Genomic DNA, 7,461 nt, shown 5'->3' with positions numbered 1-7,461 from the left:
AAAAATGATTTTTTTAAATTGTTTTAATATCATCGTTAAATTCGGAATTCAGGGATATGAAATTCAGGAAAAATGCTGATATAATGTATGGAGATCGGGAGACTCGGACGGAGGACGACCGGCTCCCGGCGGCGTGCATTTTCTTTTCAACCGTATAACTCAAGAAAGGAGATCTTTGGCATGTTTCGTTCCAGACGCAGTTTGTTCCGCACGTTTCTGTGTTCGGCGTTGTGTTTGCTGTCGTTTGTCCCTGCGCTGGCCTGCACCGACGTGGTGGTCGGCAAGGATGCGTCCGTCGACGGGTCCGTCATGACCTGTCACACGGCGGACGGGGCCTACTACGACGCCCAGATCCGCTTCATCCCCGGCCAGAAGTACCCCTCGGGGACCAACATGGACGTCTATCGCAACATCGTCGGCGAGGAGCCGGGCGGCTGGGTCAAGGTTGGGGAGATTCCCCAGGTCGCCGAAACCTACGGCTACTTCCACGTCGGATATCCCGCGATGAACGAGCACCGCGTTGCCATCGGGGAGACCACGATCGGCCAGAAGGAGATCCTGAAGACCATGCCCGGTGGCAGGGCACTCTTGGCCATCGAGCAGCTGGAAGTCCTCGCGTTGCAGCGCGCCAAGACGGCGCGGGAGGCCATTCAGGTCATCGGAGAGCTCTCGCAGAAGTACGGCTTCATGCCTTCCTGCGGCACGGAGGGCGAGTGCCTCACCATCACCGACCCGGACGAGGCCTGGATATTCCACGTGTTCAGCACGGGCTTCGGCTGGACGCAGGAGAGCGGCAAGCCGGGCTCCGTGTGGGCGGCCCAGCGCGTGCCGGACGACGAGGTCGTGGTCGTCCCCAACATCGCGCGCATCCGCTTCATCGACCCCAAGGACACGAAGAACTTCATCGTTTCGGACAACTACATGCAGCACGCCATCGACAACAAGCTCTACGACCCCGACAGCGGCCAGCCCTTCGACTTCCAGGCCGCCTACTCCCCCGCCACGGGCAACGACGACTGGGCCCTGAGCTCCCTTTGGATTCGCAATCGCCTCTACACGATCCACAAGGCCCTCGCACCGAGCCGCGAGTGGGACCCCTACGCACCCGTCAACGCCTACCCCTTCTCCATCAAGCCGGAGAAGAAGCTCTCCGTCCGCGACATCATGGGCTTCATCCGCGGCTACCACAAGGGCAGCCCCTTCGACATGACGATGGACCCCGCCTGGATCGTGGAGGGCAAGGACGGTGTTGCGGAGCTCAGCCCGCTGACGACCCCCTTCCCCACCCGCCTGCAGCGCAACCTGCTGAAGATCCCCTACTCCCGAAGCATCGCGACCAACGCCTGCGCCTACAGCTGGGTTTCCCAGATGCGGAAGGACCTGCCGGAGCCGGTGGGCGGCGTGATGTGGTTCGGGTACGACAACCCGGCCCATACCCTCTACGTGCCTGTCTACACCGGAACCCGCGACACGAAGGAGAGCTGGAAGTCCCACTTCGACCGCGACAAGCTGAGTCTGGACTGCGCTCAGTGGGCCTTCATGCTCCAGGACGACGTGGTGAACTGGCGCTACCAGGAGGCCATCAAGGACCTCGAGGCCGTGCGGAACCCCATCGAGGACGACTTCTTCAAGAAGCAGGCCGAGGTGGAGAAGCGGGCGGCCGACCTCTATAAGGAGTCTCCGGAGAAGGCGTCGGAGTTCCTGACGAAGTACACCATCGAGTGCATGGACCGTGCCGAGAAGGCCTACTGGGACCTCGACTTCTCCAGCATCGCGAAGTACACGAACAACCGCTAGCGCCCCTTCGGGCGTTTGGGTTTGGGCGTTTTAACAGTCGGTTCCACATTTTGAAAGGAGATCGTGTGAATGAATCGTAAGGGTTTGTTTCTGTTGGTTCTGGCCCTCTGCCTGACGGCCGCCTCCGCCTTTGCCGCGGAGCTGCCGAAGGTGGAGACTCCCATCGTCGCGACGACCTGCGGGCAGAGCCCCGGAGCCATGATGGTCAAGATGTCGGCCATGCAGGCGAAGGTCACCCCGGTCGAGGCCAGCAAGACGCTCACCGCGGAGGAGATCGCGGGGATGGACTGTAAGACACTCGTCGTGACGACGGGCACCAGCATGAAGGGCATGGGCGCGGCCGGCACGGACGTGGACAAGGAGATCGCCCGCTGCACGGCGCTGATCAAGGCGGCCAAGGAGAAGGGCATCCTCGTCATCGGGGCCCACATCGAGGGCATGGCCCGCCGAACGGACGCCTCGGACGAGGCCACGATCAAGGCGATCATTCCTCTGGCGGACGTCATCCTGGTGATTCAGGACAGCGACAGCGACGGGTTCTTCACGAACTACGCCAAGGAGCTGGGCAAGGAGCTGATCGTCGTCAAGGATGCTCTGGGCATCGGTGCCAAACTGGCGGAGCTGAAGTAGGATACCGATTGGGGCGGGCGCTCTGCGCCCTCCCCAATTTTTAGTCTCGAAAAAGGAGGCGTCCAGAACATTGATGTTTTCTCATGCCTACACCATCCTGGGGATCGTCGTCGCGGTCTTCCTCGTTGCGAAGGCGCTTCGGCTCTCCACGGAGCTTTCCATGCTGCTCTCCGCCTGCTGCGCCGCCGCTTACCACTGCGCGGCCTGGCCGGCGGGGGGAGCGGCTTTCGGAGAGTTCCCCCTGCGCCACATCGTGGAGGGGACCTTCACCTATTTTGACGTCTGCCTGATCTTCATCAGCGCCACGTTCTTCATGGCCCTGATCAAGGAGTCGGGCGGCGTGGCCTTCATCGTGCGCCGCATCGTGAGGGCCTTTCACGCCCGCCGCGTGATCTGCCTGCTGCTCTTGACGTTCGTGATGCTGATCCCTGGCGCTCTGACGGGGTCGGGGGCGACGAGCGTCCTGACGGTTGGGGCCCTGGTCGGCTCCGTGCTCTCCGCCATGGGGGTGGACGACACCCGAAAGACGGCGGCCATCTTCATGACGGCGGCCATGAGCGCCGCCGCGCCCCCCATCAACCTGTGGGCCATGATGGCCGCTGCGGGGGCGAACATGCCCTACGTCGGCTTCAACGGGCCCCTGGCGGTGCTCTCGATCTCCGGAGCCCTGTTCTCCATGTTCTGGCTCGCCGGGCGCGGCAGTGCCGCAGCGGGGGAGGAGGCCCTGGAGAGGCTGCCGGAGGCTCCGGCCGGCATGAACTGGCTGCGGGTCCTGATCCCCTTCGTGGTCTTCGGCGGCCTGCTGGCCGCGGGCCGCATCTGGCCCTTCGACTTCCCGATCGTGGGCCTGCCCATGATCTTCATGATCTCCGCGTTCTCCGTCTGGGTCCTCTCGCCGGTGAAGCTCGACGTGTGGGAGATCCTGTGCGAGACGATCCACAAGCTCCTGCCCCTCGTGGGGATCATGGTGGTGGTGGGCGCGCTGATCCAGGTGCTGGCCCTCTCCGGCGCGCGGGGCGTCATCTCGCTGCACGTCGTGATCTTACCGCTCTCGACGCTCTTTGCAACGCTCTTCATCATCCTTCCCATCTCCGAGGGCATCCTTCAGTACGCCGTGGCCCCGCTCCTGGGCGTCCCGCTGATCATGCTCTTCAACATGAAGAACATGAACCCCATCGTGGCCATGTCCGCCATGGCCGTGCTGTGGCCGCTGGGAGACTGCCTGCCGCCGACGGCCGTCATCGGCAGAGCCTCGGTGATGGAGCTGAACTACAAGGGACGCTACTACTCCGACTTCGTCGCGGCGTGCCTCGTCCCCATGGCATTCGTGGCCATCTGCTGCACGCTCTTCCTCATCTACAGCAAAGAGCTCTCCCTGCTGGCCATATAACCCGTGGGACAACCCGTCTGGAGGTATAATGATGAACGATGCTTTGATGATCCTGATCAATCAGGTGATCACCTACGGCTACTACGCCATGACGCTTCTCTTCGCCTGCGCTCTGGCGTGGAACTTCAAGAGGACCCGCGATCCGCAGGAAGCCGTCCTCTACGCCGTGATCCTCATCCCCTTCGTCCTGCGCTTTCTGCACATCAAGTAGGGGGCGACGACGATGGAGAGACTGAAGTGGATTAAAGCGATGGCTGCCGTCCTCTGCACGGCGGCGGCGGCCTGGAGCGGGGCCGAGTTCTACGCGATGCGGCACTACAAGGAGCCGGTCGCGCTGGGGCCCGGGGTGACGCAGGTGCAGAAGCTGAGCCTGTACGAGCCTTCCCTGCAGGGCACGGCCAACGACTGCAACCTCTATTTCCTTGACAGCGGCAAGCCCGGTGGCACCGTCCTGCTGCTTGGCGGCACCCACCCGGAGGAGCCCGCGGCGAACCTGGCCGCGCAGGTCGTGGTGGAGAACGCGAGGCCCGAAGCCGGCCGCCTGATCGTCGTGACGCGGGCCAACACCAGCGGCTCCCTCTATTCGCGCAACGGCGAGGCCTACCCCAGCTTCTACGACATCGAGACGCCTTGGGGAAAGAAGACCTGGCGCCTTGGCGACCGCTCCGGAAGCCCTCTGGACTCCTGGCCGGACCCGGAGGTCTACGTGCACTACCCCAGCCGCCAGATGCTGGCCTACATGGACATCCGCAACCTGAACCGCTGCTGGCCGGGCCGGCCCAACGGCCTGCTGGTGGAGCGGACCACCTACGGCCTGGCGCAGATGATCCGCGCGGAGAGCGTGGACGTCGTGGTGGACCTCCACGAGGCGGAGCTGGAGTACAGCGTGGAGAACACCATCGTCGCTCATGAGAAGGCCCAGGAGATCGCGGCCATGGCCTCCATGCTCCTGACGGGCACGGAGTTCGAGGTGCCCATCGGGATGGAGTTCTCCCCCAAGACGCTGCACGGCCTGTCGCACCGCGAGGTGGGGGATCACACCCAGGCCATGTCCATGCTCTATGAGGTGGCGGAGCCCCTGCTGGACCGCATCCGGGGCGTCACCGATCAAAAACTGGTTTTGGAGGGCAAAGACGAGTTCGTGGTGGAGGCGGGCAAGCACAAGCTGCTCTACGCCCCCATCGACGAAAACGGCTGGCACATCGACGTGCGGGTGGGGCGCCACCTCTCGACGTTCCTTCAGTGCCTGGATATCTTCTCCTCCATGACGCCAGGTCGGGAGATCGTGCTGACCGGCGTTCCGCGCTACGCGGAGGTGAAGGAAAAAGGGGTCGGATCCTTCTTTCACGACCCAACGAAGGCCCCGCTGGGCGGCGTCGCTTACGATTAGAAAAGGCTTTAAAGGGCTGAACGGGAGCCTGCCGCTCCCGACGGCTTGATTCAGGAGGGCCGTCCGGCCTCGCCGGTCTTTTAGCGCGAGGCGCTCCGAAGCGGCGATACGGCCGCAGGTTTCCAGACGGCTGGCGCGTTTATCTTGCGTTCATCGCAGGAGCTCGTCTCCTGCGGCGACAGGGTGCGGCAGTGCGGCGCCCTGGTATCTCAACTTTTTTCAGGAGGTTGTTGTTCATGCGATTGATCAAGGTTCTTGTTCTGGGCGTGGTGCTGTGCCTGACGATGGCCGCTGCTGCGCTTGCGTGCACGTCCGTGATGGTGGGCAAGAAGGCGACGGCGGACGGGTCCGTCCTCGTCTCCTACACCTGCGACGGCTGGTATGACCATCGCTTGAAGGTCGTACCCGGCGGCAAACACAAGAAGGGCGAAATGGTCCCCGTCTACCACAACATCTGCTACCAGACGCGGCCGGGCAAGGAGCTGAAGAAGGTCGGGGAGATCCCGCAGGCGGAGACGACCTACACCTACTTCCACGTGGGCTACCCCATCATGAACGAGAAGTCCGTCGTGATGGGCGAGTACACCTGGGGCGGGCGCGAGGAGAGCGAGTGCCAGAACGCCATCTTCATGATCGAGCAGCTGCAGGTCCTTGGCCTCCAGCGCGGGGCGACGGCCCGCGAGGTCATTGAGGTCATGGGCGAGCTGGCGGAGAAGTACGGCTATGCCGACGGCGGCGAGGCCCTGACCGTTGGTGACAAGAACGAGATCTGGCTGTTTGAGATCACCGGCCCCGGCCCCCTGTGGACGCCGGAGAGCGGCAAGCCCGGCGCGGTCTGGGCGGCAGTGCGGTGCCCGGACGACAGCTACGCCATGGGCTCCAACCGCTCCCGCATCGCGGAGATCGACTTCGACGACAAGGACAACTTCATGTACTCCTCGAACGTCAAGACCGTGGCTCAGGACATGGGGTGGTGGAAGGAGGGCGAGCCCTTCGTATTCCACAAGCTCTACAACCCGGAGCCCTACGGCTCCCCCTACTACCAGCAGCGCCGCGAGTGGCGGGCCTACAACCTGCTCACCCCCAGCGTGAAGCTGGCTGAGGACGCGGCGGAGCAGTACCCGCTGTTCCAGAAGCCCGACAAGCCCGTGACGCCCCAGGACCTGATGGCGCTCTGCCGTGACGTCCTCGAGGGCACGCGCTTTGACATGACCAAGGGGCTTGCCGCCGGCCCGTTCGGCACCCCGACGCGCTACGCGGTGACGAAGGACATGAAGCCTGAGGACCGCAAGGGCAACGACTGGAACCGCAGCATCAGCCTGTTCCGCTGCAGCTACAGCTTCGTCGGCCAGGTGCGCGACAACCTGCCGGAGCCCCTGGCGGCCGTGGCCTGGTTCGGCGAGGACCAGCCGATCACGACCTGTTACATGCCCATCTACGCCGGGACGAAGGAGGTTCCCGAGTCCTACAACACCGGCGAACGCGTCAAGTTCGACCCCAAGTCCACCTGGTGGGCGTTCAACTTCGTGGGCAACTGGGCGGACCTCAACTTCGCCGCGATGATCGGCGACGTCCGCGCCGAGCAGAAGCGCCTCGAGGGCAAGTTCTTCGCGGAACAGGCCGACTTCGAGAAGAAGGCCGCCGAGCTCTACAAGAAGGACCCCAAGAAGGCCTCCGAGATGATCACGAAGCACGTGGACGACAACATGAAGCTGGTGGACCGGGACTGGTGGGCGCTGGCCTGGACGCTTGTGGGCAAGTACAACGACGGCTACAGGATCACCGCCGACACGATGGAGCCCCTGGGCTACCCGACAGACTGGCTTAAGGCCGTGGGCTTCGGCGACCAGGACGCGGAGCCGAAGAAGTAGGGTCCTGCGGCGTCAACGGAACGACGCGCCCTGCGCGGCGCACGCAAGCCCCCCGTCGTCGGACGGGGGGCTTGCGTTTATAACCTGGACTTCAAGAGACTCCTGCCGCAGGCCACACTCTGCCCTGAAGCTGATCATGAATCCCTGCCGGAGCCGGATTCAGGACGGTAATTCCGCCCCAACCTCGCCCCGTGAAAAGGTATTTTGCCGTGGACACGTTCTCCGCAACCCCGTGCGCAACGCGCTCCACCATAGCAAATGACCGCGGGAATCCGTCGACTGGCCGACCTCTCATATCAAATCGCGTTTAATATGGATTGCCTCCCCTGAAAGGGGAGGTGCCGCCAAGGGCGGCGGAGGGGTTCAGCCAGACGACCGGCCTC

6 protein-coding genes are annotated in these 7,461 nt (G+C 63.6%); all 6 read left to right on the top strand.

The features are described from left to right. Positions 1 to 180 precede the first annotated feature (180 nt). The 6 genes from SY1_RS09620 (at position 181) to SY1_RS09595 (ending at position 7,078) form a co-directional block, all read left to right on the top strand. Positions 181 to 1,797, top strand: a complete 1,617-nt coding sequence (locus SY1_RS09620) for a dipeptidase (RefSeq protein WP_015556902.1) — start codon at positions 181 to 183, stop codon at positions 1,795 to 1,797. A 69-nt stretch (positions 1,798 to 1,866) separates the two neighbouring features. Continuing rightward, positions 1,867 to 2,427, top strand: a complete 561-nt coding sequence (locus SY1_RS09615; protein ID WP_015556901.1) for a DUF6305 family protein — start codon at positions 1,867 to 1,869, stop codon at positions 2,425 to 2,427. A 73-nt stretch (positions 2,428 to 2,500) separates the two neighbouring features. After that, positions 2,501 to 3,817, top strand: coding sequence for a C4-dicarboxylate ABC transporter (locus SY1_RS09610; RefSeq protein ID WP_208874039.1), 1,317 nt, complete (start codon positions 2,501 to 2,503; stop codon positions 3,815 to 3,817). Between the two features lie 31 nt (positions 3,818 to 3,848). Further along, on the top strand, positions 3,849 to 4,028 hold the full coding sequence (locus SY1_RS09605) for a hypothetical protein (protein ID WP_208874077.1): 180 nt from the start codon (positions 3,849 to 3,851) through the stop codon (positions 4,026 to 4,028). A 12-nt stretch (positions 4,029 to 4,040) separates the two neighbouring features. After that, positions 4,041 to 5,207 carry a M14 family metallopeptidase gene (locus SY1_RS09600; RefSeq protein ID WP_015556899.1) on the top strand — a complete coding sequence of 389 codons (1,167 nt, stop codon included), beginning with the start codon at positions 4,041 to 4,043 and terminating at the stop codon, positions 5,205 to 5,207. Between the two features lie 236 nt (positions 5,208 to 5,443). Then, entirely contained in the window at positions 5,444 to 7,078 is a 1,635-nt protein-coding gene (locus tag SY1_RS09595) for a dipeptidase (protein WP_015556898.1), read from the top strand. Positions 7,079 to 7,461: the final 383 nt, after the last annotated feature.

The organism is Fretibacterium fastidiosum, assembly GCF_000210715.1.
Classification (GTDB): domain Bacteria; phylum Synergistota; class Synergistia; order Synergistales; family Aminobacteriaceae; genus Fretibacterium; species Fretibacterium fastidiosum.
This window is presented reverse-complemented; position numbering and strand designations above follow the sequence as displayed.

Bases quoted from the DNA above. Each gene is read 5' to 3' on its own strand.
- SY1_RS09595 (WP_015556898.1), top strand. From the start codon at position 5,444: ATGCGATTGATCAAGGTTCTTGTTCTGGGCGTGGTGCTGTGCCTGACG.
- SY1_RS09605 (WP_208874077.1), top strand. From the start codon at position 3,849: ATGAACGATGCTTTGATGATCCTGATCAATCAGGTGATCACCTACGGC.
- SY1_RS09600 (WP_015556899.1), top strand. From the start codon at position 4,041: ATGGAGAGACTGAAGTGGATTAAAGCGATGGCTGCCGTCCTCTGCACG.
- SY1_RS09615 (WP_015556901.1), top strand. From the start codon at position 1,867: ATGAATCGTAAGGGTTTGTTTCTGTTGGTTCTGGCCCTCTGCCTGACG.
- SY1_RS09610 (WP_208874039.1), top strand. From the start codon at position 2,501: ATGTTTTCTCATGCCTACACCATCCTGGGGATCGTCGTCGCGGTCTTC.
- SY1_RS09620 (WP_015556902.1), top strand. From the start codon at position 181: ATGTTTCGTTCCAGACGCAGTTTGTTCCGCACGTTTCTGTGTTCGGCG.